This is a genomic window from Klebsiella sp. 64 (assembly GCF_018223915.1).
Taxonomy (GTDB): Bacteria; Pseudomonadota; Gammaproteobacteria; order Enterobacterales; family Enterobacteriaceae; genus Klebsiella; species Klebsiella pneumoniae.
On record NZ_JAGRQZ010000046.1, the window covers coordinates 1 to 853 of the forward strand.

The following is an 853-nucleotide window of genomic DNA, read 5'->3' on the forward strand; positions in this document are numbered from 1 at the left end:
GGCATGTGCTTTGTGCGGGCACTGTTGCAAATAGTCGGTGGTGATAAACTTATCATCCCCTTTTGCTGATGGAGCTGCACATGAACCCATTCAAAGGCCGGCATTTTCAGCGTGACATCATTCTGTGGGCCGTACGCTGGTACTGCAAATACGGCATCAGTTACCGTGAGCTGCAGGAGATGCTGGCTGAACGCGGAGTGAATGTCGATCACTCCACGATTTACCGCTGGGTTCAGCGTTATGCGCCTGAAATGGAAAAACGGCTGCGCTGGTACTGGCGTAACCCTTCCGATCTTTGCCCGTGGCACATGGATGAAACCTACGTGAAGGTCAATGGCCGCTGGGCGTATCTGTACCGGGCCGTCGACAGCCGGGGCCGCACTGTCGATTTTTATCTCTCCTCCCGTCGTAACAGCAAAGCTGCATACCGGTTTCTGGGTAAAATCCTCAACAACGTGAAGAAGTGGCAGATCCCGCGATTCATCAACACGGATAAAGCGCCCGCCTATGGTCGCGCGCTTGCTCTGCTCAAACGCGAAGGCCGGTGCCCGTCTGACGTTGAACACCGACAGATTAAGTACCGGAACAACGTGATTGAATGCGATCATGGCAAACTGAAACGGATAATCGGCGCCACGCTGGGATTTAAATCCATGAAGACGGCTTACGCCACCATCAAAGGTATTGAGGTGATGCGTGCACTACGCAAAGGCCAGGCCTCAGCATTTTATTATGGTGATCCCCTGGGCGAAATGCGCCTGGTAAGCAGAGTTTTTGAAATGTAAGGCCTTTGAATAAGACAAAAGGCTGCCTCATCGCTAACTTTGCAACAGTGCCCACCCGGGACATTATT

1 protein-coding gene is annotated in these 853 nt (G+C 52.5%); it reads left to right on the forward strand.

The window, feature by feature from the left end; all coding sequences use genetic code 11:
• The first annotated feature begins 80 nt into the window (after window positions 1-80).
• Window positions 81-785: an IS6-like element IS26 family transposase gene (locus KHQ23_RS24985; RefSeq protein ID WP_001067855.1), complete on the forward strand. Its 705-nt coding sequence runs from the start codon at window positions 81-83 to the stop codon at window positions 783-785.
• The last annotated feature ends 68 nt before the right edge of the window (window positions 786-853 follow it).